The following is a 26,870-nucleotide window of genomic DNA, read 5'->3' as shown; positions in this document are numbered from 1 at the left end:
GGAGGAGAAGATGATGGAGGCGAAGGAGATGATGATGAAGGCGAAGGAGATGGAGGTGACGATGATGGAGACGAAGGAGATGATAACAATGAAGGAGATGGAGATAAAAATGTGGAAGAGCCTATCGTTAATCTTAAGCTTGATTCCATTCTCAATCAAAAAATTTATCCTAACCCTCTGAGAGGTGATTACTCCTTTAGGTTAAGGATAGCAGAAAGTAGTAAGGCTGATTTAAAATTCATTCGTATTTTTAACCAAGCTGGAAAACAAATTGAATGGGAAAATATTTACTTTAGTGAAAGCAGAATTGAAGTAAACCTTCCGAGTAGTTTAAAGTCAGGGACTTATTTTTTGCAGATTAGCTACAGTAATGGTAATGAAAGTTCTCACCGGTTTGTAGTTCAATAGTGTTAATATTTGAATTTTGATTTAGGAAGCCTTTCAGCCATATTTGCATCTCAAAAATAATTTAGGCTATTGCAAAAAATTAGAACAATCATTTTCGATTTAGGAGGTGTAATTATTAATCTCTATGTAGAAAAAACTATTGTAGCTTTTTCTGAATTGTCAGGATTATCTGAAAAAGAAGTCGAAAGCGCCTATTTATCAGCGGACGTTTTTAAACAATATGAAAAAGGTCTGATTTCGGATGCTGACTTTCGTCAGAGTTTAAGAGATCAATTCAAGTTGAAAGTTAGCGACTATGAAATTAATTCAGCATGGAATGCAATGTTAGGCGAAATTACTGCTGAAAGAATTGAATCAATTAGGTATCTACTACAGAATTATAAATGCATAGTATTGAGCAATACGAATGCTATCCATGAAAGGGCATTTCACAAGATATTATCGGATTCCTTTCCATATCAACATTTGAAGGAGCTTTTTCATGAGGTTTATTTTTCTCATGAATTAAACCAGAGAAAGCCAGATCGAGAAATATATGAGAATGTTTTAAGCTTAGCCAAAACACAAGCCAACGAAGCGCTGTTTATGGATGATGGAATTCAAAATTTGAATTCTGCTTCACAATTGGGGATTCATACACTGCATATTCCAAGAAATGGTGGGTTTATGCATTTATTAGAGAATAAATTATCCGACATATGATCGAGAAAAATAAGCGTTACTACGCAAAAAAGATTTTACTCTTTGTATTAACCTTCATCACGACCACACTGGCGGGTTCTGAATGGGTGACGAATCGAATTATTTTTTATTCTCCTGATTATTCTTGGTCTGATTTTATGGCTGGAATGGAATATTCTATCCCATTCCTTTTGATACTAACAGTTCATGAGTTTGGTCATTTTTTTACTGCCAAATATCATAAAGTAGAAGTTAGCTTACCAAATTATATTCCACTTTGGTTAGGTTTTTTACCTTCGGTATCTTTCGGAACCATGGGAGCATTAATTAGAATTGTAGGCCCAATTAAATCCAGAAAGCAGTTTTTTGATATTGGTATTGCTGGACCTATTGCCGGATTCGTAGTGGCTTTGGGTGTTTTGTTTTACGGATTTACTCATTTGCCTGAGCCAGAGTATATTTTTGAAATCCATCCAGAATATGAACAGTACGGGCTAGATTATGCTGATCATGTGTATGATGACCAAGAAATGGCAAGTATTAGCCTAGGAAATAGTCTGTTATTTAGTTGGTTTGAAAATAACATTGCCGACCCGGAAAAATTACCTAATCACAGAGAAATAGTTCATTACCCCTATTTATTTGCCGGGTTTTTAGCATTATTTTTCACAGCACTAAATTTAATTCCGATTGGCCAGCTAGATGGGGGGCATGTGATTTATGGCTTGTTCGGAGCTAAAAATCATCAGTATATAGCTTTCTCTCTGTATATGATTTTTACATTTGTTGCAGGGCTTGGATTGATTACAGCTGGTACTGACCTTGGCACTTTTGCTTTATATAGTGCGCTATATGTTGGCTTTTTATATTTTTCATTTAAGGGTTTAGGCTTACAGCAATCCACTACTTTGATGATTGCAGTAAGTATGTTTGCTATGCAATATTTAACATCTTATCTATTTCCTTCAGTTACGGGATTTTCAGGCTACTTATTGTTTGTATTTCTCTTGGGGAGATTAATTGGAGTCAAACACCCAGTAGCTCCTGACGATACTCCACTTAGTACTGGTCGCAAAGTATTGGGCTGGATTTGTTTGATTATTTTCGTCATCTGCTATAGTTTCGAGCCTTTGGTTTTGGAGTAGATTTCGGCCAAGCAGAAAAGGTGACTCATGCGAAGTCGTCATGATCTCGTAACGCAAAAATTTGAATGAAATGATCACAAGTAGATGTTTAATTGTTTTACTTCATTTTTCTTAGCGTAAACTTTGCGCCTCTATGGCTTTGCAAGATTTTTAAATAGCATCTTTGGTGTTTAAAGAAATTAAGACAAAGCGTGAAACTTGAATTTTTCATAATTAATACACTATTTTTGCGTTCGTTTAATTAGCAAAATCCTAAAGTTCTGAATGTCCATACTCGTAAGAGATCTTACTAAAAATTTCGGTTCACAAACAGCAGTGAATAATGTTTCTTTTGAAATTAAGAAAGGGAATATTGTGGGGTTTTTGGGTCCTAATGGTGCAGGTAAGTCTACGACCATGAAAATGATAACAGGCACATTGCCTGCTGATTCGGGACAAGTGGAGGTGGATGGAATTGATGTAGCCTTGCAACCACTAGAGGTTAAAAAGCATATTGGTTATCTGCCTGAACATAATCCTTTGTATTTAGATATGTACGTACATGAATTTCTGCGCTTCTGTGGAGGGATTTATGGTTTATCAGGAAAGAAATTAAAAAATAGAGTTTCAGAATTAGTAGACTTGTGCGGATTGAAAAAAGAGCAAAACAAGCAGATTGGGACTTTATCAAAAGGATATCGACAAAGAGTAGGTTTAGCTCAAGCATTGGTACATGATCCATCGGTCTTGATTTTGGATGAGCCAACTACCGGCTTAGATCCTAATCAAATCATAGAAATTAGAAATCTGATTTTGTCCATTAGTCAAGATAAAACGGTATTGCTAAGTACGCATATCATGCAAGAAGTGCAAGCCCTTTGCAATAGAGCCATCATAATTAAAGAAGGAAAGCTCGTTGCTGACCAGGCTGTAAGCGAATTAACTGAGGAGAAAGAGAAATTTACAATTAAAATTGAGCTCGAAAAACATGCTGATTTGTCATTTTGGACCACTCATCAAGAAGTGAATAGCTTGAAGCTTGTAACAGAAACAGAATATTTATTGGAAGCAACAAGAGATATTCGAAAAGACATCTTTAAATGGGCTACTCAAAATGATGTCGATTTAGTAGGGATTTCACTAGAAAAAGGCAATATGGAAGAAGTGTTTCACAAACTCACGCAAAATAACTGAGCTTATGTGGAGTGTTTTTAACAAAGAAATCAATAGCTTTTTAAATTCTCTCATTGCCTATCTGGTGATGGGCGTTTTTTTAGTCAGTATGGGCTTATTGGTATGGGTTTTTCCTGATACCGCCATTTTCGAATACGGCTATGCTGATATGGGCATCTTCTTCAATTTAGCACCTTATGTTTTGATGTTTTTAATTCCCGCTATCACTATGAAAGCATTAGCGGAAGAGACTAAAAGCGGAACTTTCGAGCTGCTCATGACAAAACCGATCACGGAGTTCAAATTGGTGATGGGTAAGTATTTAGCTGGTTTGGTGCTAGTTGTGATTTCATTAATCCCCACTTTAGTTTATTACTTTTCTTTGTCTTATCTCGGTAATCCTGTTGGAAATATCGATTCAGCAGGAATCGTGGGAGCTTATATAGGACTATTGTTTTTAGCTTCAGCTTATACTGGGATTGGAATTTTCGCATCTTCTTTATCTGAGAATCAGATTGTGGCTTTCATTATTGCTGTATTTATTAGCTTCATCGCTTTTATCGGGTTTTCATCAATAAGTGATTTGGCCTTTTTTGCTAATTCGGGAATGCAGATAGAAAAGGTCGGGATGTTGGCTCATTATGACTCACTCGGCAAAGGAGTGATCGATTTACGAGATGTGATATATTTTGTATCCGTTACGGCATTGTTCTTATCAGCTACTTTTTGGGTTTTAAAATTGCGAAAATGGAATTCTTAAAGAGGAAGTCAACAGAACATACGCTCAAGTTTTTCATAATTGTCATGGTGGTGATCTTGGTGAATTTGGTTTTTCGCCACCAGATCTTCCGATATGATATGACGGAAGAAAAGCGTTATTCTATGAACCAGGCTACTATTAGCATGTTGCAAAATCTGGATGAGCCAGTATATGTGGAGGTCTATTTGGCTGGTGACATTAATGCGGAATTTACGCGTTTACAAACGGCTATTAAGCAGACCCTTGAACAATTCAAAACTTATGCTTATGGTAATTTGCAATACAGTTTCATCAATCCGGATGAAGCGAACTCAGCCAATTCGCGGAATGAATTTTATCGTTATTTGATCGATAAGGGTATTCAGCCTACTACAGTTTTTGATAATTCCGATGGAAAGAAGTCGCAAAAATTGATATTTCCGGGAGCGGAAATCTCTTATGGTGAAAGAAGCATGCCGGTCATTTTATTGAACGGCAATAATGCAGCAGGAGCTGGGCAGGCCATTACGCAATCCATTGAAACTTTGGAATATGAATTGGCCTCTACCATCAAAAGTCTGTCCACTAAAGAAAGAAAAAGGATAGCACTTTTTCAAGGCAGTGGAAGCCCTTCAGGCAATGTTTTAAAAGGACTAAATGATGCAGTAACGAGCAAGTATGATTTGATTCTTGTTCAGAATACGGACAGGATAACTCAATTCGATGCCACAATATTTCTAAAACCAACCGAGGATTTTAGTAATGGGGAGTTATATGATATTGATCAATATATTATGAACGGAGGCAAGAGCTTGTTCTTCCTTGATGGATTAAAAATGGATGTGGATTCTATCAAAGAGTACGGTGCTATGGCACTCCCTGTAGAAACAGGTTTAGCTGATTTGCTGTTTAAATACGGAGTGCGAGTGAATAATGACGTATTGCAAGATGTCAATAGCGGGAACTTTCCCATCGTAACGGGAAACTTGGGTAAAGATCCTCAAATTCAACTTTTACCATGGCCTTATTATATCATTTTGAATAAATATGCCGATCACCCGATTGTAAGAAATATGAATGCAGTCTATGGAAAGTTCGTCAGTTCCATAGATACTGTAGCATCAAGTGGGATCCAAAAAACGCCTTTGATATTTACTTCTGATTATACTCGAAAACTAAAAGGCCCGATTCATATCAGCTTTGAAAATTTGAAGCAAGAAATGAAGCCAGAAAACTTTGATCTGAAAAATGTCCCCGTCACCTATTTATTAGAGGGAAAATTTAATTCAGCTTATCAAAATCGACTACCACCTAAGGGGAAAAATGCCGCTAAAAGAAAAGATAGGAGTTCTGAAAATTCAATCATAGTGGCTTCGGATGGCGATCTATTACTTAGCGAAATAAATAAAAAGAATAATCAACCTTTTCCTTTGGGAGTGGATCCCTACGCCAATCACCCTTCTAATTTTGCTAATGATCAGCTGATTTTTAACATGCTAAATTATTTATTAGATGAAGATGGACTGATTATTTCACGAAATAAGGAGTTGAAAATAAGACCTCTTGATAAAGTGAAAGTAGCAGATGATAAATTGTGGTTACAATTGGTCAATGTGGCGCTGCCGATCATTTTAATCGTGCTATTTGGAATTTTAAGAAACTACTGGAGGAAGAGAAAGTATGCAAGATTCAATGGCTAAATCTCAATCAAGAAAAAATTTTATTTTGCTGTCTGTTTTGGTAGTATTAGTAATTCTATCCATATGGGCTTATAGCTACATTCCTTATGAAAGAAAATCTACTTCTTTTGACAAGGATTTATTTGCTATTGACAATGCAAATCAAGCTATTTCAAGGATAGAATTGGATGGACAAGATTTTACCAATACATTAGAAAAGAAAGGAAATGCTTGGGTGGTCAATGAGGAGTATAGAATGGATGCTTCTATGCAACAAGTGTTTTTTAAATTACTGGAAGAAGTAAGTATTCAAAGGCCTGTTATTAGCGAGAAGCTAACAGAAATAAAGAAAAATGTGATAGACTCTGGTGTTCAAGTGAATATCTACGGGAATGAAAGCATCATCAATTCTTTTACAGTGGGGGGGGATTTTCAATCTATGCAATCTTATTTTGTAAGTGGAGAGAATGTGTACATTATGCAATTACCTGGCTACCAAAGTTATGTAGCGGGAATATTTGAAGTGTCTGAAAATGACTGGCGCGACCGAGTAATATTCGATGGAATATGGCAAGATATGGTCAGCTTGAAAATTGACAGACCTAATAGAAAAGCTGTTGAGTTTAAATATAAGGATAGACTTTTGCGAATACAGAATCAAACAGCGGATACTGCTGAGGTGATGAATTTTGTTGAGCGCTTTAATTATTTCTTTGTAGATCAGTTCTTACCAGAGGGTCATATTGCACTTGAGAAAAAAAATAGCTTCGAGGAAGCGGGCACAATCGAAATTGAAGCATTGGATAAAGATGAAAGTCTGAAACTGGAATTTTTCAAAAATCCTGCTTTTAATGCTTATTTAGTAAATATTAATGGAAATGAATGGGCAGCAATCCGAAATGAGCGAATGGAAAAGCTGTGGATTGAACTTGAAAAGCTTTAACATTTGTAATTGTAGAACTTAAGGGTTTTAAAAGTAAGAAATAGGCTAAATCTCTTCATCATCTGATTTGCAATATCATATTCCTCTCCATTTGCAATTTTTTATTTGCGAAATGCACTATAAAGTATAGATTTGCAAATTAATTTTTAACTTTGTTGGTAATACAAAATCAAGAAGTTTATAGCTAAGCTTTTGATAATTATTTGAAAGCGAGCCCTAAATAAAAAACTATGAAATTTTTAGTATCCTCATCTGCATTATTAAAACAAATTTCATCCATCAATGGGGTGATTTCAACCAACCCGATGGTGCCTATTTTAGAGAATTTCTTATTTGAAATCCAAGACGGTCTGTTAACTATCACGGCTTCAGATTTGCAGACTTCTATGATCACGGAGATCGATGTAGAATCATCTGAGAATGGAAGTATAGCAGTACCGGCAAGGATATTACTGGATACCTTAAAAAATCTTCCCGAGCAACCTGTGACCTTCTCTATTGATGAAGAAACCTATAGTATCGAAATCAGCTCTGATAATGGACGCTATAAATTAGCAGGTGAAAATGCTACTGACTTCCCGAAAGTACAAGAAGTAGAAAATCCTGATACAGTAGATATTTCAGCGGATGTTTTGGCAACCGCTATCAATCATACGATTTATGCTACTAGTAATGATGAATTACGTCCAGCTATGGGTGGTGTTTACGTTAAGTTTGATGAAACGAATACTACTTTTGTTGCTACAGATGGTAACAGATTAATTCGTTACAGAAGAGTAGATGTTGCTTCTGATTCAGGTACAGGGATCATCATTCCTAGAAAAGCATTATCATTATTAAAAAATAGCCTTCCGGCAGAAAATGTGAACGTAGCAGTGGAATTCAATATGTCCAATGCTTATTTCAAATTCAATAATATTAAATTGATTTGCCGATTGGTAGATGAGCGTTTTCCTGATTACGAAAATGTAATTCCTGCGGAGAACAATATCAAATTGACGATCAACCGTCAGGAATTTATGTCTTCTTTGAAAAGGATTAGCATTTACGCGAATAAGACGACACATCAGGTTCGTTTGAAAATCAATGGGAGTGAATTGCAAATCTTTGCGGAGGATTTAGATTTCTCTAATGAAGCGAGTGAGATTATGGCTTGTGAGCATCAAGGAGATGATATTGAAATCGGATTCAATGCTAAGTTTTTGGTTGAGATGTTGAATAACTTAGATAGCAAAGAAGTGAGCATTGACATGTCAGCTCCTAATAAAGCAGGATTACTATTCCCTTCTGATATGGATGAGAACGAAGATATTTTATTATTGGTAATGCCGGTAATGTTGAATAATTACGTTTAAGGGTAAATAAAAGACTTTTGATATTTAAACCTCTGGGAGTTGCTTTCAGAGGTTTTTTTGTTTTAAGCCAGTTTGTAGAACTTTAAAATATGAGATTTCTTTCCACATGTACTTGTGATGTAGATTCGATCATCTATTATCAGGTATGCTTCAAAAAGTAGAATTCAATTTTTAGAAAGGTTTATTTTATCTGAAATTTCTCCCTAAGATGTTTAAAAAAGAGCACCTGATTCTATTGATTTCCTGATATATGTATAATCTAACTTTTTCGGCCACCATTGCCGTAGGAGGCATGTATTAGAGATAATCTTATATTCGGTTGCGTCAAGGCTTGCGGTTAGAATATAAATCTTGCAATCTTTTTCAAGATTTATATGTAATAAGCATGTACTTTATTTGGATTTATTTAAATAAATAGATTACTATTGTATAAATATTTTAACCGAGTTTGAATCTCACATATTGAAACTCAGTGCCAACCCCAAATTAGAACCATGGCATTAAAACTTTATAGGCTTGATTACCCGCAATAACATATTTTTTTTCGAGAAAATTTTAATAGTTCAATTAAAATTATTAAACCGTTTTTTTCACAGAAAGGAGGTGAAGGAAATAAGTAATAATTTTAAGATGTAATTTTTTATCAAGGATAAAATTATTGCAAGGTGAAAATGGAATCATCTATAATAAATTTCATAAAATAAGCCCCGCACATTATGCTGAATCGCAAAATTAAGACATAAGCGCGAGGCTATTGAAATAAAATGTAAATATAAAAATAACAATTATGACGACTAAATTTTTTAATCGTATAAAAATTTCTCAAGTATTATTAATATTTGCTACTGTTTTTCTAGTAGCATGTACAGAAGAAGTAAATGAAGAGTTGAAAAAGAAGGATGAGAGTATTTATAAGATAATTAATAACAGATATGAATTTGATCATCTTGAAGACTTCTACAACTTAATAAGTGCCGAGTCTGAAGATAAACTGAAGGAAATCTCAGATTATAATTTTTATAACAGTTTCATATCTTTTTCAGAACTAAATTATAACAGAAGGTTTATTGAAGAAGATGATGAAGATGAGATAATTTATTTATTGCTAAACGAAGACGGAGTTATTCAAATTCAAAATAAATTATTTCAATTAAATTTTGATGATGAAACTGTTCTTGTTTATCAGAATGAGGAAGAACTGGAATTAAGAAAACCTACAAGAATTTATTCATTTGAAGATGAGGTATTAAGTATCGAATTTGACGAGTCATATGATGAAAATGATACTCAACGATTATCTTATTGTAGTTCTAAAAATTCCGATTGGATTGAATTAATGAGCTCTTCTCAAGGTATTGTTGAATATAGACTAAGATATTTGAAAGTAGGCATATATTATTCAGTAACTGGAAAAATAAGAAAGAATAGTAGAGGTGGTGCTGTAAATATGAATATAGAAACTCAAGGTTTCCCAATCTTCTTTAGAAATAAAAGAAACTGTTATGGGAATTCTGTTTCCTCTTCAGCTGGGGGCTATAATCAGAGCTATAAAATTAAACCTTACGCTAGTACTAGAAGATTGAAAGCTTATAATTTTAGAGTTTATGTAGCTGCATCAGATGGGCAATTGTTGACTAGTGCAGGTGCTTTTGCAACAATTTCCTGTAGACCTTCAGACTCGTGCTAATTAAATGAAAATAAATTTACTTTTATTGGTAAGCCTTTTACCGGGCTTGCTTTTTTCTTGTGTTTCTGATGTGGATGTGCAACTACCCGAGCATTCTAGTAAGATTGTACTTTATTCTGTTGTATCGGATAATGATACAATTAAAGGTTATGCTGGCTTGTCGTCTGATTTACTTTCTGAAAACATTGGGACAGAAGACCTTGATATAGAATTATTCGAAAATAATGAATTGGTTTTTCAGTCCAGTATTTTGGCTGATACACATTTCAATACAAATATCATAGCGAATAATAATTCTTCATATCATTTCAAAATAAGTAGTGATAATCAGGAAGCAGAAGCTTTTACTTTGATACCTGAAGCACCTGTTATAGAAGATATTAAATTTACTGATTCTGTTTTCATCAGTGAATTCGGACCAGTAAGCAGAGTGGAATTTGTAATTAACGACTCTTTAAATAAACCCAGATTCTACGAAGTTGAACTTTCAGCTTTTTATGATCTGTACTACCCTAATGGGGAACCCTATCCGGGTAGTATTTTTTATGGTTTTAATTCACACCCAATTATAATTGCTGAAGATATAGAAAGGTTTGCTCCATATAGTATCGTTTTTTCAAATCGGCTGTTTAATAAAACCCGCCAAACTATCAGTATTTATTATTACAGAGTTAGCTTTTTTGAAAATGGTCCGGTGGATTATGATTACAAACTAATTGTTGAATGTAAATCTATAACCGAAGATTTATATCTCTATAAGAAATCCTTGTTCAAACATCTTGAAACGCAGTCGCCAGATATCGTTGACGGTTTTGATCAAATAAATGATGTGTACTCCAATATTATAAATGGCTATGGAGTTCTCGGAGCCACCAATATAGTTTTGGATACAGTTAATAAAATACAATAGTAAGCTCATGAGTTGTAAAGTAATTCTACAGTGGCATCATGCTAAAAATTATTTAGTTTTTTTAGCTCTATGGATATGTATAGTTTTAATCCCTACAGAACTGACTGCACAAGTTAATACTATTAGTGGCTTTATTAAGGATTCATCAACAGGAGAATTGATAATTGGGGCAACTGTATATGATAAAGAGTCCGGTAATTTTTCGGTTTCCAATCAGTATGGTTTTTATACTCTTGAAATTAATAATTCAGTTAGTTTGCTACTTCAAATAAATCACTCAGCATACAAATACTTGGATACAATTATAGCGATTCCAAAGGGCTCAAAAAGAATCAATTTTCATCTTAAACCAAAAGGGTTTCTAAATGAAGTAGTAGTATACAGTAAAAATGATTTTAATGCTCATAAGCTCTACGGTGCAAATCTAATGAGTTTGGAAAGCAGGACAATAAATCAGTTGCCAGCGTTGGGAGGTGAACCAGATGTGCTTAGATCTATTCAGTTTCTACCAGGAGTAACAGCTACCAGTGAGGGTAGTAGTGATTTTTCTGTCAGAGGCGGTAGTAATTTTGAAAATCTCATAATGCTGGATAATGTCCCACTTTATTATGTTAATCATTTGGGAGGGTTTGTTTCAATTTTCAATTCGGATGCAATTAATAATTTTGATTTGTTCAAAGGTGGGTTTCCTGCTAAATATGGTAACAGGCTTTCTTCAGTCTTAGACGTAAATACCTTGGAGGGAGATAGACAAACCCAAAAAGGAAAGGCGAAAATTGGATTGATTTCGTCTAGCGTCAGTTATCAAGGGCCAATTAAAAATGAGAAAACATCATTTTTTATATCTGGTCGTAGATTTATGTATGATTTGATAACGCGCCCTTTAAGTAAATTGCTTTTTGACGGTACTTCTCTTGGTTACAGCTTTTACGATCTAAATGCAAAGATCAACCACGTTTGGAATGATAACAATAAAATTTATTTAAGTATTTATGCTGGTGATGATGGCAATATAATTAAAAACAAATCAGAAGGTAATATTTCAAAGAATTATCAAAAATGGGGAAATAAATTTGTTTCGATGAGATGGAATCATATTTATTCACCTAAATTATTTAGTAATTTTACACTGGCTTTTTTAAATTATAGGTTTACAAATGGAATAAAGTATAGCGGTAATAGTCCGGAAATTGTGAATGAAAGCATCTCGACTTCCCGCATTGACGATATTTTGTTAAAATTAGATTACGAATATTTTCTAAAAACAAATTTGTCCTTAAACTTTGGTTTGCACCAAACCTATCACTTTTATCTTCCGAATCAATTAAGTGAGTTTAAGTCTGAGAATAGTAATGTAGTAATAGATTCTAACTATCTGAGAAGCTCTATTCGTGCATATGAAAGTAATTTTTATGCGCATGTTGACTGGGACCTTTATAAAAATCTTACTATTAGCCCCGGACTAAGATTAGGAATGCTTGCTGTTGAAAAAAAGACTTACCTATTACCCGAACCTAGATTTAATATGATATTTAAAGCTAATGAGGGAAATGTTTTCAGTTTTTCCTATGCCTTAATGAATCAAAATATTCATCTATTGAGCAGTACTGGTTTGACTTCACCAATTAATATCTGGTTGCCGTCAAGCGAAAGTATCAAACCTTCACAGTCTCAACAATTAAATGTAGGTTATATTAAAAATTTCCGATCTCAGGAATTTAAAATATCGGGTATGTTTTACTATAAGAAATATTCGAACTTGGTAATGCCACGACAGGAGATAGGCTTGTTGTTTGAAACTCAACCAAATTTCATAGAAGAGAACATTAATGTGGGTAGAGGAAGAGCTTACGGTGCAGAGTTAATGATTGAAGTAAATAAGCCAAAATATCAAGCCTGGACCACTTATACCCTGTCAAAATCCCTACGTCAGTTTGACGAGATTAATGGAGGGGAAGAATTTCCGTTCCAGTTTGACAGAAGGCATGCTGTAGATTTTGTTGTAGTATTTAAGGTAAAAGAAGGCGTAAATTTCTCAGCAACTTGGAATTATACATCTGGTGCTCCGATTACTTTACCCATAGGAAAGTATCAGGTTCCTCATGATAATAATCCGAATTTTATGAATAATATATTCATCTACGAGGGTATCAATAATTTTAGAATGGGAGATTATCACCGCCTAGATATTGGCATAAATTTCATTAAACAAAAGCGAAAAGGTGAAAGGATATGGAACGTCAGCATCTTTAATGTGTATAATCGTAAAAATCCATATTTTTATTTTTTACAAAGAGATGATATTGAGGGCCAATTATCTTTGAAACAACAAAGTCTGTTCCCTTTTCTTCCTTCTTTTAGTTACACTTTTAGTTTTTAATCTAGATGTTAATAACCTAGATAGCAAAGAAGTGAGCATTTACATGTCAGCGCCAAATAAAGCTGGTTTATTGTTCCCATCAGATATGGACAAGAACGAAGATATCTTATTATTGGTAATGCCGGTAAAGTTAAATAATTACGTTTAATTAAGTTTTTCTTTGTTTTTAAATAATTACCTTATACTTTTGAAAAAATGAATTTTACGCACAATACATATTATTACTATTATCAAGCCCCGAAAGGAATCGGTAATGGTAGTGTTATGCATATGATGTAAGACATATTTCAAATAGAAAATATACCAAGCCCGGTTCCAATGGAATCGGGCTTTTTTTATGTCCAAATTTTAAACACTAACATTAAAAATTAATTACTAATACCATGGAGCAAATTTATGACAATTACACAACCGAAGACCAAGAAGTTTGGGGCATCCTTTTCGGAAGACAATTTCAAAACATCAAAAAAGTAGCCACTAAAGAGTTTGTGGATGGAATTGATAAAATTCATTTTACAGAAAAAGCTATCCCTAATTTCAAGGAAACTAATAAATACTTGAAAGAGCTTACAGGATGGCAAGTTGCTGCTGTACCAGGCATAGTAGATGATGATAAATTCTTTGAACTCTTGAGCAATAGAATTTTTCCTGCCACTACCTGGTTGAGAACCAGAGAACAATTGGATTATTTAGAAGAGCCTGATATGTTTCATGATGTGTTTGGACATATCCCCTTGCTAGCTAATCAACCCTTTGTAGATTTCTTGCAAGGCTTAGCTAAAATAGGATTGAAACATTTAGATGATGACTGGGCAATCCATTTATTAAGTAGAATTTATTGGTTTACGATTGAATTTGGCTTAATTAGAGAAGATGGTGACTTAAGAATCTACGGAGCAGGAATTATTTCCTCTCCAGGAGAAACTAAATTTTCTATTTCAGATGAACCGGAGCACTTTGATTATAATGTAGAAGCTATTATTGATAGCAGTTATAGGAAGGATAAATTCCAGACGAAATACTTCATCATTGACGATTACGAGCAATTGTACAGTTCACTTCCACATATTGAGAAAGTAATAGAAGACAGATTGAAAAAGGAACCTGTTAGTATCCCTTAAGAATATTACTTTAGGCAGTAGCATAAAAGTTGCACGAATATCCACCGGTGCCTATGTATTCACCGGAAAGCATTTGCAGTGGCTAGTGAAAGAACCTTCCAAGTTTATTAAACTTGGAAGGTTTTTATTTTTAAGGTGTTTTATTTTTATTTTTCCTCGCTCTCTATCCTTAATTTTTCCTAAGTTTGAAATATGGTGGAGGACAGTTATAAACATCAAGGCATGCGAAGAAGACTCATTCAAAAGCTTCGCGATAAAGGGATAGAATCGGCACGAGTTTTAGAAGTTATGGGTAAAATTCCTCGTCATATTTTCTTTGAGAATGCTTTTTTAGAACATGCCTACCAAGATAAAGCCTTTCCAATTGGCCATGGTCAAACCATATCACAGCCCTACACCGTTGCTTTTCAGTCGCAGTTGCTTAATGTTCAAGCAGGAGATAAAGTTCTAGAAATTGGAACTGGTTCGGGTTATCAAGCTATGGTGCTTCATGATTTGGGAGCAAAGCTTTATACGATTGAATATCAACAAGCGCTTTATGAAAGGACTAGTGCCTTTCTGCCCAAGCTCGGTTATAAAATTAGTTTTTTTCAGGGAGATGGTTCCAAAGGCTTAGCAATTCATGAACCTTTTGATAAAATAATTGTGACTGCCGGAGCTCCAACAGTTCCCAATTCATTGATAGCCCAATTAAAGGTAGGCGGTTGCTTGGTTATTCCGGTTGGCGATAATAATAAGCAGCAAATGCTTAGACTGACGAAAACTACCGAAAAGGAAATTAGCAAAGAGGTGTTTGCTGATTTTAGTTTTGTTCCTCTGAAAGGAGATGAAGGTTGGAATTGAGCAAGAAATCCTGAAAATAACTTTTCTAATACGTTATTTTCAGGATGTTATTTATTAATGGAAATCGTAAACTGATTTTTCATCGAAATCCTTGTCGATTTTCACATTCAAATCTTTTAGTAGGCCTTCTTTTAAGTCATACACCCATCCATGGATTTGTAAACCTTGCGTTCTGATACCCTCCTGGACATAGCTTGTTTTGAACAAATTATAAACTTGTTCTTTTACATTGCTTTCCACTAATCTATTCACCTTTTGCTCTTTGCTTTCGGCTTTGTCTACAAAGGCTCTATTTTTTTGATAACTTTCTTTAATGTTCATTAACCAAGAATCGATAAGTCCTAGGCTCTTGTTCTCGATAGCAGCAGCAACACCTCCACAACCATAGTGGCCACACACCACAACATGTTCTACTTTTAGAACTTGAATGGCATATTGCAATACTGACATCAAGTTGTTGTCAGTATGTACCACCATATTAGCTACATTCCTATGAATAAATAATTCACCTGCAGAAGTTCCAGTCATTTCATTTACTGGTAAACGACTGTCTGAACAGCCTATGTAAAGGTATTTAGGCTTCTGACCTTTGGCGTGATTTTCAAAATAATGCGGGTCAAGATTCAATTTCTCTTCAACCCATTTTTTATTGTTTTCAAATAATCTTGAATATGATTGTTGTTCCATCGTGGTATTTATTTAAAACTGTACTTTTTGTGAAATTCATCGAAGCCAAGCAGTTCAACCTCAATGTTTTTGTATTGGGCACCTTCGTTTGTGAATAATTCTATCGCTTCAATAACGTCAAAATCTATGAATTTTGACTTTCTAGCGTCAATAATTACTTTCGCATTTTCAGGTATTTGATCAAGTGTTTTAACCATGCTCGCCTTATTCAAGAAAGAAACTTCATCTGATAAAACTAACCGAATAGGCTCCCCTTCTTTATGAGATTCTTTATCGAATGAATAGGTATTTTTCATGTTTTTGAGCAATATATTTAAGAATCCGGCCAATAATCCTATTATAATTCCTACTAATAGATCGGTAAATACTATCGCAACAATGGTAATGACAAAAGGATAAAACTGGGTTGGTCCAACTTTATACATTTCCTTCATCAGATTTACATTTGCTAATTTATATCCTGTGAATAGTAATATAGCAGCTAAACTTGCATATGGTATCATATTCAAAATAGTAGGAATGATGAGGATAGCTACTATTAGAAGTACTCCATGTAAGAAAGCGGATAATTTTGTTTTCGCGCCTGAATTGATATTAACTGTACCTCTGACTATTACTGCAGTCATTGGTAAACCCCCTATTAGACCAGCAAGGATATTACCAATACCTTGAGCTTTTAATTCTTTGTTTAGCGGAGTCCGGCGTTTTTGCGGATCTAATTTATCTACAGCCTCAACACTTAGCAGTGTTTCTAAACTTGCTACAATAGCAATGGTAATAGCTACCGTATAAATGGTTGGGTTGGATAATACAGACCAATCCGGGAACACAAATAGTTCTTCAAAAGAAGTGTTTTCTCCTAAAACTGGAATGGTCACTAAGTGCTCTTGTGATAATGCCATTCCATTGCCCATAGCTATAAATAAAGCATTAATTCCAACTCCCACAAAGACCACTACCAAAGGAGCAGGGATTGACTTGATTGTGTTATTCTTTATGTAGCTCCAACCAATTAGGATAATCAAAGAAATGACGGAAATGATGAAAGCTGTGAACTCTATATTTTGAAAGGCTGAAACTAGTGCAGTTAATGCGTTTTCATCATTATTTTGCCAAAAATCCAAATCTCCCAAATAGTCTTCATCATACCCAAAAACATGTGGTATTTGCTTGATAATTAGTAGAATACCTATTGCCGCTAGCATTCCTTTTATGACAGAAGATGGGAAGTAATTCCCTATGGTTCCGGCTTTAAGGAAACCTAATAAGAGTTGGATAACACCAGCTAGAACCACAGCTACCAAAAACCCTTCAAAGAAACCGATGTCTGCGATGGCGTCATAGACGATAACTGCTAGACCTGCAGCAGGTCCAGAAACTGCCAATTGACTGCCACTTAAAAGTGCCACGACTATTCCCCCTACTATTCCAGTTACTAATCCAGAAAATAGAGGTGCTCCTGAGGCTAACGCAATCCCGAGGCATAGCGGCATTGCAACTAAAAATACTACTATACTGGAAAGGGAGTCATTTTTAAAATGTTTAAATGTTATTCCTGTATATGTTGAAAATTTTGATTCACTCATTGTTTAATCAATTATTGATTTTTTTAAAAAGCATAAATGATTTCGTTTAGATGAAGTCATTTATTTGTTCAATAAATTTTAAAAGAAATGAGATTATACTTTTGGGGGAGGGGTGATTTTTAATATTGAAATGGATTCGTAAAGATTCGAATGAAAAAAAATATTTACTAATAAGCTATGTAAAGTACTTTTTACAGAAGCTCGGAGAATTCCTAGTTCTTTGAAATGGAAGCTATTGTTTTCATCTTCATTATTTTCTTTTGAGGATTCTTTACTTTCCTCCTCAAAAATATTCAGGCCATTAGTTGATTCCTCAGCCAGAATACTATTCGAAACTACCCTGTTCTGTAATTCTTGTATAGCATTTAAACATAGTTGCGGTATAAAAGCTACATTAAAGAGGCAGACTAAAAAAAATAAGGATATGGTGATTTTGATAGTTTTCACTGCTGTTTTTCTAATAAGCCAAAATTAAGTATTAAAATTTTAAATAGATAATATAAGATACTTAAATGAATATAAAAAGGTTTTGAAGGTCTGTATTAGCAGAGTTTCTGCTTTGCTTTAGAATGAAAGCTGAACAATCGTGACTTATTCATGATTTGATGATTTTTTCTTTATAATCAGTTCATTTTGTAGGTATATCTTTCATAAAAAATAGGTATGAAGATATTATATGCTATACAAGGTACTGGCAATGGCCATATCAGCCGAGCTAGAGATATTATTCCTCTTTTAGAGCAATATGGTGAGTTGGATGTCTTAATCAGTGGAACGCAAGCTGATGTCAAATTAGGACATAATGTGCGATATCAATTTGATGGCCTAAGTTTTGTATTTGGAAAGAGGGGAGGAGTAGATCTTTGGGCTACTTTCAGAAGTGTTAGCTTCATTAAGCTATTCAAAGAAATCTTGAGATTGAATGTTGGTGAATATGATTTAGTGATAAACGATTTTGAACCCGTATCTGCTTGGGCATGCTTTTTAAGGGTAAAAAAGTGCATCGGATTAAGTCATCAAGCGGCTGTAATTCATCCGTTCGCTCCGAAACCGGACAAGATGGATTTTTTAGGTCATTGTATTTTGAAATATTATGCACCAGTCAGTTCTGCATATGGTTTTCATTTTAGGGGGTATGGCGACAGAATAAACTTGCCAATTATTAGGCAAGAAGTTAGAACAATGAGAGAAAGGAAGGAAGAAAATCATTATACTGTTTATTTACCTTCCTACAGTGATAAGAGAATTATTCAGGTTTTATCGCAAGTGAATGCTGATTTTCAAGTGTTTTCTAAGCATTGTTCAAAAAGAAAGAAGGAAGGAAATATAGAAATTATTCCAATTGATAATCAACCTTATTTAGAAAGTTTAAGTGCTTGCAAAGGAGTGATTTGCGGGGCAGGATTTGAAGGTCCTTCAGAAGCATTATTTCTTCATAAAAAATTATTAGTCATACCCATGAAGGGGCAATATGAGCAACAATGTAATGCAGCTGCTTTGAAAAACTTGGGGGTCGAGGTCCTTAAAACATTACACCAGAGGCATATCCAAGTAATACATGAATTCATTCGTCAGAAAGAAAAGCCTCAACTCAACTTTCCTGATGAAACAGATGAAATTATCTCTAAATTGATGAAAGACAATGTGGGGTCAGATTATACTTTAACAGAAACTTCTTTCTCCTTTTCATGATGACTGACTATTCTATTCATCATTCCGTTAAAGATAAATTCGTGAAAAATATAAATGCTATACCAATATACTCTACCAAATAAGCCATGAGGACGAAAAGTAGCAGTTTGAGTAATCTTATTTTTACCGTTTTCTTTTGAAACTTTAAATTCAAGCCATGCTTCACCTGGTAATTTCATTTCAGCAATTAAAAGTAATCTACCTTCCTGCTTATCAGCCACCAGAACTCTCCAAAAGTCCAATGAGTCTCCTGCCACCAGTTGATCAGGGCTTCTTCGGCCTCTTCTAAGTCCCACTCCACCTACTGCTTTGTCCACATAACCTCTTAATTTCCAGAGAAAATTCCAATAATACCATCCTCTATCGCCTCCGATTTCCCAAATATTTTGTAACACCTCATCTCGATCTCTTTCAAAAGTAGTCGTCCTTTGGTCTGTAAAGCAGCCATAGGTCGGAACTTTTACAAACTCCATTAAATCTGTATTGATCTTTGAACTAGCAAAAGCATCTTTCCAACTGGACACTACTTCGTTTTGAGCAATTCTATCAAAAGCCATTTTTACTGCATCACTATAAGGAATGAGCTTTTGAGGAACGATGTTCTCAATTCCTTTATTTTCGACTATGACCTCATTTCTCATACTATCTACTAAACTGCTCGCAATCTTATAGCTAGTGGCAGTTACAAAATGAAGCCAATATGAGCTAAGACGGGGTGTCAATACCGGGAGTGTGATAATATATCTTTTTAATCCTCGAACTTTGGCAAAGATTAAAAGCATTTCTTTGTAAGTTAGAATATCTGGGCCTCCAATATCATAAGTTTTCCCGTAGGATTCCTGTTTTCCGATGATTCCAGATAGATAATGAATCACATTTCTTACAGCAATTGGTTGGCATCGCGTTTTTAACCATTTTGGAGCCACCATCACAGGTAATTTTTCTACCAAATCACGTATGATTTCAAAAGAAGCACCTCCAGAGCCAATGATAATAGCAGCTCTCAAAACGGTCAGGGATGCATTAGCATTGGCTAATATATCTTCTGCATTTTTTCTAGAGCTAAGATGCTTTGAAAGAGACTCATCATTAGAGATCCCGCTGAGGTAAATAATCTGTTTACAGTTTGTTTTATTAATGGCATCAACAAAGTTTTGTGAAGTATCCTTTTCCATTTGTTCAAAACTGCTAGATGAGCTACCCAGGGAATGAACCAAATAATAGGAGGCCTCAATATCTTGCGGCAAGCTTTGAAGTTGTTCTGGCTTTAACAAGTCAGCTTCATAGAACTGAACCTTATCAATTAATTTTTCTTCTAATTCAATCCGTCTTTTATCTCGAACAAGGCAGATAACATCATGTCCTTGCATCACTAAAACCGGTAGTAATCTTCTCCCGATGTAACCATTTGCTCCTGTCAATAGAATCTTCATATTAACTGAAACTTATCACAATCCGAAAGGTTATGATTTTCGTTAGTCGAATAAATAGAGCGTGTAGTAGAATAGTTCTAGCGAATTTGGAATAGCCTTATTATTTTTAGAAAATTAAATAAATAATTGTACTGAAAATATTGATTATGAGGGGTTTAAGTATCAGTAAATTAGACGAAGAAGTGTCAGGAAATGAAGAATTAAATGTCCTTTTAGTGGGTAATAATCCTTTAGAGCTGAGTATTATTTATGAGAAGCTTTTTGATTTAAAAGACAAAATCAACCGGATAGAGACCGCTTTTTCTCATGCTGATATGCTTAATAAAATTCATTTAATTCACCCAAATTGTATTCTTCTAGATGATAGTATGGGGAAAAGTCCATTAAAAGCAATAGTGAAGACTGTTAATTCGCTGAGTAAAGAAGCTATTGCAATCACTTTATTGAAATCTCAGAATAGGCAAGAGGTAACGTCTGGAGTTGATGAATATTTAATGAAGGATAGCATCGAAAGCTCCAAAATTTATAAAGCATTGAAAAATGCACTTAAATTCAAGAAAACACAGCAATTTTTCAAAATCAAGTATTATTCAGGGAAGCGTAATTTTAAAAGGATATTTATATAAACGCTACTAAATAGAAGGTGAAGGATAATACTTCATCGCCCCTTTTTACTTTTATCTTTATTTTTTTACCCTCTTTTTTACTTAGGATATCATTTATAAGCCCCAAACTTAAATCTCTTCCCAAGTTTCCATTAAGGCTGATGATTTTATCATCTTTTCGAAGACCTGCATCGTAAGAAGGCGTGTCCATTCGCACCTTTTCAATTTCATAATAAGGTTCTAAATAGTATTCGCCTTTTGCCACCACAGTTAAGCCACTCATGTCGTGTTTGAATTCTTTTTTGAATAAGCTATTTCTTCTTAGATATATTTTTTCATTCCCATAATCAAAGAATAATTTAAATCTATTCAAAATTCCTCCACCAATAGTTCCATTTCTTCCCGTACTCTTGATAATGTCTTGATATACACCCGAGTCGGGGAAATTGGTTACCACATTTTCTAATGTATATTTATCCAGTGAAATCTGAGTTGTTCGGGCGGCATGTCCTTCTATACTTCCGGCTATTCCTGCACCGAGTATATCCTGGACATTTTTTTCTGGTAGTTGAATGTATTCACTGCTGTTTTTGTGCAACATCAGAGGGTGAGAAGCGCCCGTATCAATCATGAGCTTAGCAAGTATCTCCGTTGAATCATTGACTTTCAAATTTTGAAAAATATAGGGCTTGCTATTTTCGATCTTCATTTCTATGGCTTTATAGAGCAAAAGGGGTCTATTAAAAAACTCGGGCCGATAAAACTTCATTAATTTATTTTTGTAATCAACCCTCACAACAAAATTTTTAAAAAAGTCATACCCTAAGATTCCATGTATTTTTATACCCAAGGTTTTTTGCAGATTCAGGTAATCTTCTTTTAAAATCAAGAGCGGTATATTACTTCCCGTAATATTTCCTACCTTAACACTTGTCCTATTTACGATGTATGCTTCTACTTCTTTAATTCCTGCAGCACCGATCAATGTTAATTTTCTATCAGGTTCAATGCTTAGGATATCGCTATATGATTTATCAATTAAAACCGTATTGGTAACTCCTGTATCGACAATAAACTTAAGCGGAATAACGCCCTCAAACAGGACATTTATAATTATGAGATTACTATTAAGTTCGAAGGGTACGGTTGTACTTCTTTTGTTATCATTTATTTCAAATCCAAATTTTAAATTTTGCCCTGAAACTTTTTTAATTTGAGCAGTTAGTATAATCAGAAAGAAAAAAGTATAGTTGATACACTTTTTAATCATAATTTAGAATTAGATGTTGAATATGAGAAATATACAAAATTACATTGAGCATACGAATCTCAAAGCGACAATAACTTCAAATGACATTGAAATGTTATTAAAAGAAGCGCAAGAAAATAATATTTTTGGAATATGCGTCCCCCCATTTTGGGTTAAAAAAGCCAAAAGAGATATAGGTAAGACAGGAATGCAATTAGTTACCGTTATTGGTTTTCCTTTAGGCTACCAAATGAGCCAAACTAAAGAAGCTGAGGCGCATCAAGCTATAAAAGATGGGGCTGATGAGCTAGATATGGTCTTAAATATATCTGCTATTAAGTCGGAAATGATGTGGCCTAAAATTGAAGTGGCTAAATTGGGTAAGTTGGCCCATGAAAATGATAAGATGCTAAAGGTAATAATTGAAACAGCTTATTTATCAGAAAAGGAAATTGTGGATGTTTGTAAGATTTGTGCAGATGCAGGAGCTGATTTTGTTAAAACTTCTACTGGATTTGCAGATGAGGGTGCCAAGGTAGAACACATAAAATTAATGCGATCTGTATTGCCTGAGCATGTCGGCATTAAAGCTAGTGGAGGCATAAAGACGTATGGGCAGGCAAAAGAATTAATAGAGGCAGGGGCTGATAGAATTGGTACTTCAGTAGGACCTGCAATTTGTCGAGAAGCAAAAGATTAGGCTATCTTCATCGGGACAATACCTTTATGCTTATAAATCTTGATACCGAAATGATCCGTCATATAGTTTTTCAACCTAGAATAAGCTAGCTGCGATTGTTTGTCATCAGGAAAAAAGATTGAAGTTTCCAATACTGCTTTGAGGAAATTTTTGGATTTCGAGAATTCAATCACCCATTTCTTTAAAGTATTAGACCAATCTTCTTCATATTTTTCTTGATGATCTCTTCCGTCAAAAAGTAGTTCTAATTGATTAGAACTGTATTTGTAACGGTAGAATCCTGCTAATTCTTCATAAAAAGTAGACAGCTCTTCAAGGTTGTAATTAGTGGTGGATAATATTTTTTCAATCGATTTGTCTTTCAATCCTAAAGGATTGTAGCGCATGAGGTAGATTTCTTTCACGATTTCAACCATTTGATTCAATAATGAATCTTTCAGCTCTATTTGAGCATTTTGCAATAAGTAGTTCTTGTCAAAGGGAAAAAATCTGCGCTTCATTCAAAATAATTTGTTCAAAGATATAACCAAATCCATAAAATCAGAAGACTTTTTAGTGATAAATGCTCAATTTAATGTCTAATACCACATTCATCACAGTACTTCATTTTTTCAGGGGAACGTTTTTTTGGTTTCTTTTTGTGACCGAAATAGGTCCAATCTGTATATTGTGGTTTTTCCATTTCCTTTGCTTTTTTCCGTTTTTCTTTCACATTCTCTTCCATGCGATCTTCATATTCGGCAATTAGCTGATCGCCCCAGCTTAATTTTTGCTTCTTTTTGAATAGACCGAAAAACCAAGTTTCCTGTTTTACTCGAGGTCGTTTAGCATAATTTCGATTAGCTTCTGGATTAAGACTAGACGGATTCTGCTGATTATTCTCAGGCTGAGATTGACTTATTGGTTGCTTTTGACATGCCGCTAACAGAACCACTCCCAAGATATATATAACACACTTTTTAATCATACTTTAAAAACGTTGTTCTTTACAAATATTGTATAGGATTATTAAACATAATTTTCTTTAAATAGTATATTGTGCTCCATTATAAAGTAAACGGACTGTGAAAAAAGAACAAATTAAAGTAGAATACACCATATATAATTCAATTGAAGAACTTTCCTCTGACTATCAAGAGCTTTGGCAATCAGCTCTTGAAGCGAGAAAATTCTCACATTCTCCTTATTCAAATTTCACTGTAGGTGCAGCTATCGAATTAGACAATGGAGAGATTATAACGGGGACCAATCAAGAAAATGCTTCTTTTCCTGCTGGCTTATGTGCTGAAAGAACTGCTATGTACAGAGCAGGGATTCAAGCACCTGATCAGAAATTTAAGAAAATAGCCATTGCTGCAAGCAGAAAAGATTCTAATCAATTGGCAAGCGCTCCACCTTGTGGAGGATGCCGGCAGGTCATGCTAGAATTTGAAAAGAGGCATCAGCAAGGTTTTGAACTTTTATTTACCGATGCTTCAGGTAAGTTTATTGTAATCAATAAACCTACCGATTTGTTTCCTTTTTCATTTGTGTTTTAGAATAGCCGTTCTATCTGATCGTAGTAGTGCTGTCTAGATGAAATGGAATTTAATCAGGTTCTTAAATCTATAAGTTCCGATTGATTGGTTGAAATTCGTTCCTCTACTATTGAGTATATTCTTTTATCGATCAGTGTGGAGATTCTTCTGTATGTTTGGTACTCATTGCTGGTGAAATTTCCTATTATCATCCCTTTTAGTTCTGATTTATAAAGTTGTTCAGTCTGAAAAATGGAATGAATATATCCCCCTTTTTGATCGTCTGCAATTTTGAAATAGTGACCTTTCCTCTTGAGTAGGAGACTAGAAAAATGCGCTAAGAGAAGAGCATGAAGTTGTTTTATGATGGGCCTTAAAGTAGTATTTTGGAAAGCTTCTATCTCTTTCGTGCCAATTTCTTTCTGAATTGAAGGAATTGCCGGTCTTTCTTGTGGCTGTTGCATGATCTTAAAATCAATAATTCAAATTATTGTTCAAAAATCAGCTGTATTTAGTAATTACTTCGGAAGTCGAAATCTTCTTTTTTAGAATCAAGCAATTTTCCTTGCTGGCATTTAAGTACTCTTGAAGGGTGTGTATCTAAAAAGCTGTGATCATGAGTTCCCATTAGGATGGCAGTACCACTTTTATTGATATCAGTAAATAGTTTAAAGATTCCTTCAGACACTTCTGGGTCTAAGTTTCCGGTAGGCTCATCAGCTATCAATAAAACAGGTTCATTAATTAAGGCTCTCGCAATGACCACTCTTTGCTGCTCGCCACCAGAGAGTTGATGCGGCATTTTATTATCGACAGCTCCCAAACCCACTCGCATCAAAACATCAGCCATGCGCGTTTTCATTTTGGACTTTTCTTTCCAACCAGTAGCTTTCATGACGAAATAAAGGTTCTCTGCAACGGTTCTATCTGCTAATAACTGAAAATCCTGAAAGATTACACTGATTTTTCTGCGAAGCTGAGCAATCTGCTTCGATTTGATACCGTTTATTTTCAATCCTGCCACATCCATCTGGCCTAAGCGTAAATCCAAATCAGCATAAAGCGTCTTCATAAAAGAACTTTTCCCGCTCCCTGTTCTTCCAATGAGGTATACAAACTCTCCTTTTTCTATTTTCAATGAGACGTCACTAAGCACAGCCTTATCTTCTTGAAATATAGTGGCGTTTTCGATTCGTATTACTGGTTCGTTGGAAAATGAGGACATTTTAATTATCTGGATTTAAGACGCTAATTACACAAATTTTATCATTTGGTTTCAATAAACAATAATTCTACAAACGCTCGATTTATATATCTAGAGCTTGAATTTTACCGAAAGGTAATTGATTTATAACTTCCTGTAAGGCCTCTTCCTTGCCTTCCAATCCATATTTATCCATATTTTTCAATGGACGATCGGCTCTAAAATAAGCAATTAATACAAAATTATCATCCCTAAGCTGGATGTAATCAGGAATTTTTGCTTTGCCTTTTACTTTTATGATGTACATTTTTAATAGATTCTAAAGTCTAGTATAAAGTATATAGACTGAAAATGGATGTTTAAGAAAGATAGAAAGCCTTTCCAAAGCTGGAGACTTTGAAAAGGCCACTTCTTTATCTTTTTGAAATTATAACTCTTATTTATTTCCTTTGTTATGATCGGCTAAAAACTGAGCTAGACCTGAATCAGTTAAAGGGTGTTTTAATAAAGCCGTTATTACCTTTAATGGACATGTTGCAACATCTGCTCCCATATTAGCACACTCTAACAAGTGCATAGTATGACGAACCGAAGCAGCTAATACTTCAGTTTCGTAAGCATAATTATCATAAATACGAATGATGTCTTCAATTAAACTTAATCCATCAGTAGAGATGTCATCTAATCTTCCGATAAATGGAGATACATAAGAAGCACCTGCTTTAGCTGCTAATAATGCTTGGCCGGCAGAAAATACTAAGGTGCAATTCGTTCTAATGCCTTCAGCTGAGAACTGCTTGATTGCTTTTATGCCATCTTTGATCATCGGTACTTTTACTACGATTTTGTCATCGATTTTAGCAAGTTCTCGGCCTTCCTTCATCATGGTTTCAAAGTCAGTAGCAATTACTTCTGCACTAACATTATTATCCACGATGTCGCAAATTGCTTTATAATGTGCTTTGATATTTGCATCTCCAGTAATGCCCTCTTTTGCCATAAGGCTAGGGTTGGTAGTTACACCATCCAAAACGCCCATATCATAGGCTTCTCTGATTTCGTCTAAGTTAGCGGTATCAATAAAAAATTTCATTGTGTAGAAAGGGTTATTTTTAATTCAATTAATCTTGGGCAAAGGTAAGACATAAATTGGA

28 protein-coding genes and 1 pseudogene are annotated in these 26,870 nt (G+C 34.6%); 18 read left to right on the top strand and 11 right to left on the bottom strand.

Annotated elements, in window-relative coordinates; genetic code table 11:
• The 14 genes and pseudogenes from B9Y84_RS20585 to B9Y84_RS07945 form a co-directional block, all read left to right on the top strand.
• Positions 1-408 (top strand): T9SS type A sorting domain-containing protein (locus B9Y84_RS20585; RefSeq protein WP_176223748.1); only part of this gene is annotated, 408 nt, incomplete at its 5' end.
• 69 nt (positions 409-477) lie between these two features.
• Entirely contained in the window at positions 478-1,110 is a 633-nt protein-coding gene (locus tag B9Y84_RS08000; RefSeq protein ID WP_085516573.1) for an HAD family hydrolase, read from the top strand.
• Positions 1,107-2,234 carry a site-2 protease family protein gene (locus B9Y84_RS07995; protein WP_085516572.1) on the top strand — a complete coding sequence of 376 codons (1,128 nt, stop codon included), beginning with the start codon at positions 1,107-1,109 and terminating at the stop codon, positions 2,232-2,234. The genes B9Y84_RS08000 and B9Y84_RS07995 overlap by 4 nt, the downstream gene beginning before the upstream one ends.
• A gap of 264 nt (positions 2,235-2,498) precedes the next feature.
• Entirely contained in the window at positions 2,499-3,407 is a 909-nt protein-coding gene (gene gldA, locus B9Y84_RS07990) for a gliding motility-associated ABC transporter ATP-binding subunit GldA (RefSeq protein ID WP_085516571.1), read from the top strand.
• Positions 3,408-3,411: 4 nt separating this feature from the next.
• Positions 3,412-4,146: a gliding motility-associated ABC transporter permease subunit GldF gene (gene gldF, locus B9Y84_RS07985; protein WP_085516570.1), complete on the top strand. Its 735-nt coding sequence runs from the start codon at positions 3,412-3,414 to the stop codon at positions 4,144-4,146.
• The gene (gldG, locus tag B9Y84_RS07980; RefSeq protein WP_085516569.1) at positions 4,134-5,825 is read left to right on the top strand and encodes a gliding motility-associated ABC transporter substrate-binding protein GldG; all 1,692 of its coding nucleotides are present in this window, start codon (positions 4,134-4,136) and stop codon (positions 5,823-5,825) included. Before gldF ends, gldG begins: the two co-directional genes overlap by 13 nt.
• A complete protein-coding gene (locus tag B9Y84_RS07975; RefSeq protein WP_139827983.1) occupies positions 5,818-6,747 on the top strand; it encodes a hypothetical protein in 930 nt (309 codons plus the stop codon). Before gldG ends, B9Y84_RS07975 begins: the two co-directional genes overlap by 8 nt.
• Positions 6,748-6,977: 230 nt before the next feature.
• Entirely contained in the window at positions 6,978-8,102 is a 1,125-nt protein-coding gene (dnaN, locus tag B9Y84_RS07970) for a DNA polymerase III subunit beta (protein WP_085516567.1), read from the top strand.
• 787 nt (positions 8,103-8,889) lie between these two features.
• Positions 8,890-9,789, top strand: a complete 900-nt coding sequence (locus B9Y84_RS07965) for a hypothetical protein (protein WP_085516566.1) — start codon at positions 8,890-8,892, stop codon at positions 9,787-9,789.
• 4 nt (positions 9,790-9,793) lie between these two features.
• Positions 9,794-10,699: a DUF4249 family protein gene (locus B9Y84_RS07960; RefSeq protein ID WP_085516565.1), complete on the top strand. Its 906-nt coding sequence runs from the start codon at positions 9,794-9,796 to the stop codon at positions 10,697-10,699.
• Positions 10,700-10,706: 7 nt separating this feature from the next.
• Positions 10,707-13,079 carry a TonB-dependent receptor gene (locus tag B9Y84_RS07955; protein WP_085516564.1) on the top strand — a complete coding sequence of 791 codons (2,373 nt, stop codon included), beginning with the start codon at positions 10,707-10,709 and terminating at the stop codon, positions 13,077-13,079.
• 7 nt (positions 13,080-13,086) lie between these two features.
• Positions 13,087-13,227: pseudogene (locus tag B9Y84_RS20835) on the top strand (DNA polymerase III subunit beta); the annotation flags it as partial.
• A 235-nt stretch (positions 13,228-13,462) separates the two neighbouring features.
• A complete protein-coding gene (locus tag B9Y84_RS07950; protein ID WP_085516563.1) occupies positions 13,463-14,200 on the top strand; it encodes a phenylalanine 4-monooxygenase in 738 nt (245 codons plus the stop codon).
• A gap of 222 nt (positions 14,201-14,422) precedes the next feature.
• Positions 14,423-15,043 carry a protein-L-isoaspartate(D-aspartate) O-methyltransferase gene (locus tag B9Y84_RS07945; protein ID WP_394334690.1) on the top strand — a complete coding sequence of 207 codons (621 nt, stop codon included), beginning with the start codon at positions 14,423-14,425 and terminating at the stop codon, positions 15,041-15,043.
• 54 nt (positions 15,044-15,097) lie between these two features.
• Here the strand turns inward: B9Y84_RS07945 and B9Y84_RS20580 are convergent, their stop codons facing one another.
• The 3 genes from B9Y84_RS20580 to B9Y84_RS07935 form a co-directional block, all read right to left on the bottom strand.
• Positions 15,098-15,730 (bottom strand): carbonic anhydrase, encoded by a 633-nt coding sequence (locus tag B9Y84_RS20580; RefSeq protein ID WP_176223747.1) that lies wholly within the window; start codon positions 15,728-15,730, stop codon positions 15,098-15,100.
• 8 nt (positions 15,731-15,738) lie between these two features.
• Positions 15,739-17,316, bottom strand: coding sequence for a SulP family inorganic anion transporter (locus B9Y84_RS07940; protein ID WP_176223746.1), 1,578 nt, complete (start codon positions 17,314-17,316; stop codon positions 15,739-15,741).
• Positions 17,317-17,409: 93 nt separating this feature from the next.
• Positions 17,410-17,763, bottom strand: a complete 354-nt coding sequence (locus B9Y84_RS07935; RefSeq protein ID WP_085516561.1) for a hypothetical protein — start codon at positions 17,761-17,763, stop codon at positions 17,410-17,412.
• A gap of 216 nt (positions 17,764-17,979) precedes the next feature.
• Here B9Y84_RS07935 and B9Y84_RS07930 point away from each other — a divergent pair, with 216 nt between their 5' ends.
• Entirely contained in the window at positions 17,980-19,008 is a 1,029-nt protein-coding gene (locus B9Y84_RS07930) for a glycosyltransferase family protein (RefSeq protein WP_085516560.1), read from the top strand.
• Here the strand turns inward: B9Y84_RS07930 and B9Y84_RS07925 are convergent.
• Positions 18,972-20,441 (bottom strand): SDR family oxidoreductase, encoded by a 1,470-nt coding sequence (locus B9Y84_RS07925; RefSeq protein ID WP_085516559.1) that lies wholly within the window; start codon positions 20,439-20,441, stop codon positions 18,972-18,974. The two genes, B9Y84_RS07930 and B9Y84_RS07925, sit on opposite strands and share 37 nt — an antisense overlap.
• A gap of 146 nt (positions 20,442-20,587) precedes the next feature.
• Between B9Y84_RS07925 and B9Y84_RS07920 the strand changes: the two genes are divergently transcribed.
• A complete protein-coding gene (locus B9Y84_RS07920) occupies positions 20,588-21,067 on the top strand; it encodes a hypothetical protein (RefSeq protein WP_085516558.1) in 480 nt (159 codons plus the stop codon).
• Here B9Y84_RS07920 and B9Y84_RS07915 read toward each other — a convergent pair.
• Positions 21,060-22,316 (bottom strand): pepsin/retropepsin-like aspartic protease family protein, encoded by a 1,257-nt coding sequence (locus tag B9Y84_RS07915; protein WP_085516557.1) that lies wholly within the window; start codon positions 22,314-22,316, stop codon positions 21,060-21,062. The two genes, B9Y84_RS07920 and B9Y84_RS07915, sit on opposite strands and share 8 nt — an antisense overlap.
• Before the next feature lie 22 nt (positions 22,317-22,338).
• On the opposite strand from B9Y84_RS07915, the gene deoC reads away from it, so the two are divergent.
• The gene (deoC, locus tag B9Y84_RS07910; RefSeq protein WP_085516923.1) at positions 22,339-22,995 is read left to right on the top strand and encodes a deoxyribose-phosphate aldolase; all 657 of its coding nucleotides are present in this window, start codon (positions 22,339-22,341) and stop codon (positions 22,993-22,995) included.
• Here the strand turns inward: deoC and B9Y84_RS07905 are convergent.
• The gene (locus B9Y84_RS07905) at positions 22,992-23,495 is read right to left on the bottom strand and encodes a hypothetical protein (RefSeq protein ID WP_085516556.1); all 504 of its coding nucleotides are present in this window, start codon (positions 23,493-23,495) and stop codon (positions 22,992-22,994) included. The genes deoC and B9Y84_RS07905 overlap by 4 nt on opposite strands.
• Before the next feature lie 71 nt (positions 23,496-23,566).
• Positions 23,567-23,962, bottom strand: coding sequence for a hypothetical protein (locus B9Y84_RS07900; protein ID WP_085516555.1), 396 nt, complete (start codon positions 23,960-23,962; stop codon positions 23,567-23,569).
• Between the two features lie 97 nt (positions 23,963-24,059).
• Between B9Y84_RS07900 and B9Y84_RS07895 the strand changes: the two genes are divergently transcribed.
• A complete protein-coding gene (locus tag B9Y84_RS07895) occupies positions 24,060-24,533 on the top strand; it encodes a cytidine deaminase (protein WP_085516554.1) in 474 nt (157 codons plus the stop codon).
• Positions 24,534-24,586: 53 nt separating this feature from the next.
• On the opposite strand, the gene B9Y84_RS07890 is transcribed toward B9Y84_RS07895, so the two are convergent.
• From B9Y84_RS07890 to fsa, 4 genes are all read right to left on the bottom strand, one after another.
• A complete protein-coding gene (locus B9Y84_RS07890; RefSeq protein ID WP_085516553.1) occupies positions 24,587-24,976 on the bottom strand; it encodes a hypothetical protein in 390 nt (129 codons plus the stop codon).
• 47 nt (positions 24,977-25,023) lie between these two features.
• Complete coding sequence (locus tag B9Y84_RS07885; protein ID WP_085516552.1) at positions 25,024-25,737, bottom strand: cell division ATP-binding protein FtsE; 714 nt, start codon at positions 25,735-25,737, stop codon at positions 25,024-25,026.
• 82 nt (positions 25,738-25,819) lie between these two features.
• Entirely contained in the window at positions 25,820-26,023 is a 204-nt protein-coding gene (locus B9Y84_RS07880) for a fructose-6-phosphate aldolase (RefSeq protein ID WP_085516551.1), read from the bottom strand.
• A 129-nt stretch (positions 26,024-26,152) separates the two neighbouring features.
• The gene (fsa, locus tag B9Y84_RS07875) at positions 26,153-26,809 is read right to left on the bottom strand and encodes a fructose-6-phosphate aldolase (protein ID WP_085516550.1); all 657 of its coding nucleotides are present in this window, start codon (positions 26,807-26,809) and stop codon (positions 26,153-26,155) included.
• Positions 26,810-26,870: the final 61 nt, after the last annotated feature.

The organism is Marivirga sericea (genome assembly GCF_900177665.1).
GTDB lineage: Bacteria > Bacteroidota > Bacteroidia > Cytophagales > Cyclobacteriaceae > Marivirga > Marivirga sericea.
Note: the sequence above shows the minus strand (reverse complement) of the source record. Positions and strands in the feature narration are given on the sequence as shown.

What these genes read in the sequence shown, in the direction of transcription:
- B9Y84_RS07995 (WP_085516572.1), top strand. Translation starts at nt 1,107, where the DNA reads ATGATCGAGAAAAATAAGCGTTACTACGCAAAAAAGATTTTACTCTTT.
- gldA (WP_085516571.1), top strand. Translation starts at nt 2,499, where the DNA reads ATGTCCATACTCGTAAGAGATCTTACTAAAAATTTCGGTTCACAAACA.
- gldF (WP_085516570.1), top strand. Translation starts at nt 3,412, where the DNA reads ATGTGGAGTGTTTTTAACAAAGAAATCAATAGCTTTTTAAATTCTCTC.
- gldG (WP_085516569.1), top strand. Translation starts at nt 4,134, where the DNA reads ATGGAATTCTTAAAGAGGAAGTCAACAGAACATACGCTCAAGTTTTTC.
- B9Y84_RS07975 (WP_139827983.1), top strand. Translation starts at nt 5,818, where the DNA reads ATGGCTAAATCTCAATCAAGAAAAAATTTTATTTTGCTGTCTGTTTTG.
- dnaN (WP_085516567.1), top strand. Translation starts at nt 6,978, where the DNA reads ATGAAATTTTTAGTATCCTCATCTGCATTATTAAAACAAATTTCATCC.
- B9Y84_RS07965 (WP_085516566.1), top strand. Translation starts at nt 8,890, where the DNA reads ATGACGACTAAATTTTTTAATCGTATAAAAATTTCTCAAGTATTATTA.
- B9Y84_RS07960 (WP_085516565.1), top strand. Translation starts at nt 9,794, where the DNA reads ATGAAAATAAATTTACTTTTATTGGTAAGCCTTTTACCGGGCTTGCTT.
- B9Y84_RS07955 (WP_085516564.1), top strand. Translation starts at nt 10,707, where the DNA reads ATGAGTTGTAAAGTAATTCTACAGTGGCATCATGCTAAAAATTATTTA.
- B9Y84_RS07950 (WP_085516563.1), top strand. Translation starts at nt 13,463, where the DNA reads ATGGAGCAAATTTATGACAATTACACAACCGAAGACCAAGAAGTTTGG.
- B9Y84_RS07945 (WP_394334690.1), top strand. Translation starts at nt 14,423, where the DNA reads ATGCGAAGAAGACTCATTCAAAAGCTTCGCGATAAAGGGATAGAATCG.
- B9Y84_RS20580 (WP_176223747.1), bottom strand. Translation starts at nt 15,730, where the DNA reads ATGGAACAACAATCATATTCAAGATTATTTGAAAACAATAAAAAATGG.
- B9Y84_RS07940 (WP_176223746.1), bottom strand. Translation starts at nt 17,316, where the DNA reads ATGAGTGAATCAAAATTTTCAACATATACAGGAATAACATTTAAACAT.
- B9Y84_RS07930 (WP_085516560.1), top strand. Translation starts at nt 17,980, where the DNA reads ATGAAGATATTATATGCTATACAAGGTACTGGCAATGGCCATATCAGC.
- B9Y84_RS07925 (WP_085516559.1), bottom strand. Translation starts at nt 20,441, where the DNA reads ATGAAGATTCTATTGACAGGAGCAAATGGTTACATCGGGAGAAGATTA.
- B9Y84_RS07920 (WP_085516558.1), top strand. Translation starts at nt 20,588, where the DNA reads ATGAGGGGTTTAAGTATCAGTAAATTAGACGAAGAAGTGTCAGGAAAT.
- B9Y84_RS07915 (WP_085516557.1), bottom strand. Translation starts at nt 22,316, where the DNA reads ATGATTAAAAAGTGTATCAACTATACTTTTTTCTTTCTGATTATACTA.
- deoC (WP_085516923.1), top strand. Translation starts at nt 22,339, where the DNA reads ATGAGAAATATACAAAATTACATTGAGCATACGAATCTCAAAGCGACA.
- B9Y84_RS07905 (WP_085516556.1), bottom strand. Translation starts at nt 23,495, where the DNA reads ATGAAGCGCAGATTTTTTCCCTTTGACAAGAACTACTTATTGCAAAAT.
- B9Y84_RS07900 (WP_085516555.1), bottom strand. Translation starts at nt 23,962, where the DNA reads ATGATTAAAAAGTGTGTTATATATATCTTGGGAGTGGTTCTGTTAGCG.
- B9Y84_RS07890 (WP_085516553.1), bottom strand. Translation starts at nt 24,976, where the DNA reads ATGCAACAGCCACAAGAAAGACCGGCAATTCCTTCAATTCAGAAAGAA.
- B9Y84_RS07885 (WP_085516552.1), bottom strand. Translation starts at nt 25,737, where the DNA reads ATGTCCTCATTTTCCAACGAACCAGTAATACGAATCGAAAACGCCACT.
- B9Y84_RS07880 (WP_085516551.1), bottom strand. Translation starts at nt 26,023, where the DNA reads ATGTACATCATAAAAGTAAAAGGCAAAGCAAAAATTCCTGATTACATC.
- fsa (WP_085516550.1), bottom strand. Translation starts at nt 26,809, where the DNA reads ATGAAATTTTTTATTGATACCGCTAACTTAGACGAAATCAGAGAAGCC.